The sequence below is a fragment of the Mycobacterium simiae genome (assembly GCF_008370645.1).
Lineage (GTDB): Bacteria > Actinomycetota > Actinomycetes > Mycobacteriales > Mycobacteriaceae > Mycobacterium > Mycobacterium simiae_A.
Genome location: NZ_VTZN01000478.1, coordinates 1 through 639, shown reverse-complemented (window position 1 = coordinate 639; position 639 = coordinate 1). Strand labels below are relative to the sequence as shown.

The following is a 639-nucleotide window of genomic DNA, read 5'->3' as shown; positions in this document are numbered from 1 at the left end:
AAGCCACCACCGACGCCGGCGCGCCCACCGGACTTGGCTGCACCGCCGAAACCAGCCGCGCCTGCGGCGCCGCGGCGGAAGTGCTACCCGGCGACGGCGCCACGCTACTTACCGCAACAACCGACGCGGGCGCTGCCCCCACCCCAGCTACACCTGCGACGGAAGCAACGGCCGGTATCGTCACCGCCGCGCCCAACGGGCTAACAAGAGCCACAGCGGCCGGGACAACCCACGACGCAACGATCCCGATAATCCCGTGAATAATATTCCAAATCCACTCAATGATAAGCACAATCACCGCCACACCAAAGTAGAGGAGCGCCCAGCCAAGCATCTCCGTCATGTAAACGAGAACTACGGGGATGGCGATAAAGAACAACGCCATGGCTCCGATAAAGAGGATCGCAGCCAGGCCAAGAAACGCTAGCCCAAAGGCAATCGCTATCCCGAGGGCCTCAATACCTTGCAGCACCAGCCCCACGTAATGAAGGGCCAACGCAACGTAATACCACCAAGGTTCTAGTGCAATCTGGCCAGCCAGGGTGGCAATTTCACCAGCCTCACCAACACCGGGTTTGACCAGCACCGGTGCCATGGTGGTGTGTGGTGTCGAGATCACCGCCGCAGCTGCAACGGCGT

1 pseudogene is annotated in these 639 nt (G+C 61.3%); it reads right to left on the bottom strand.

Going from position 1 to position 639, the window contains the following annotated elements:
• Positions 1-619: pseudogene (locus F0Q45_RS26515) on the bottom strand (hypothetical protein); the annotation flags it as partial.
• Positions 620-639: the final 20 nt, after the last annotated feature.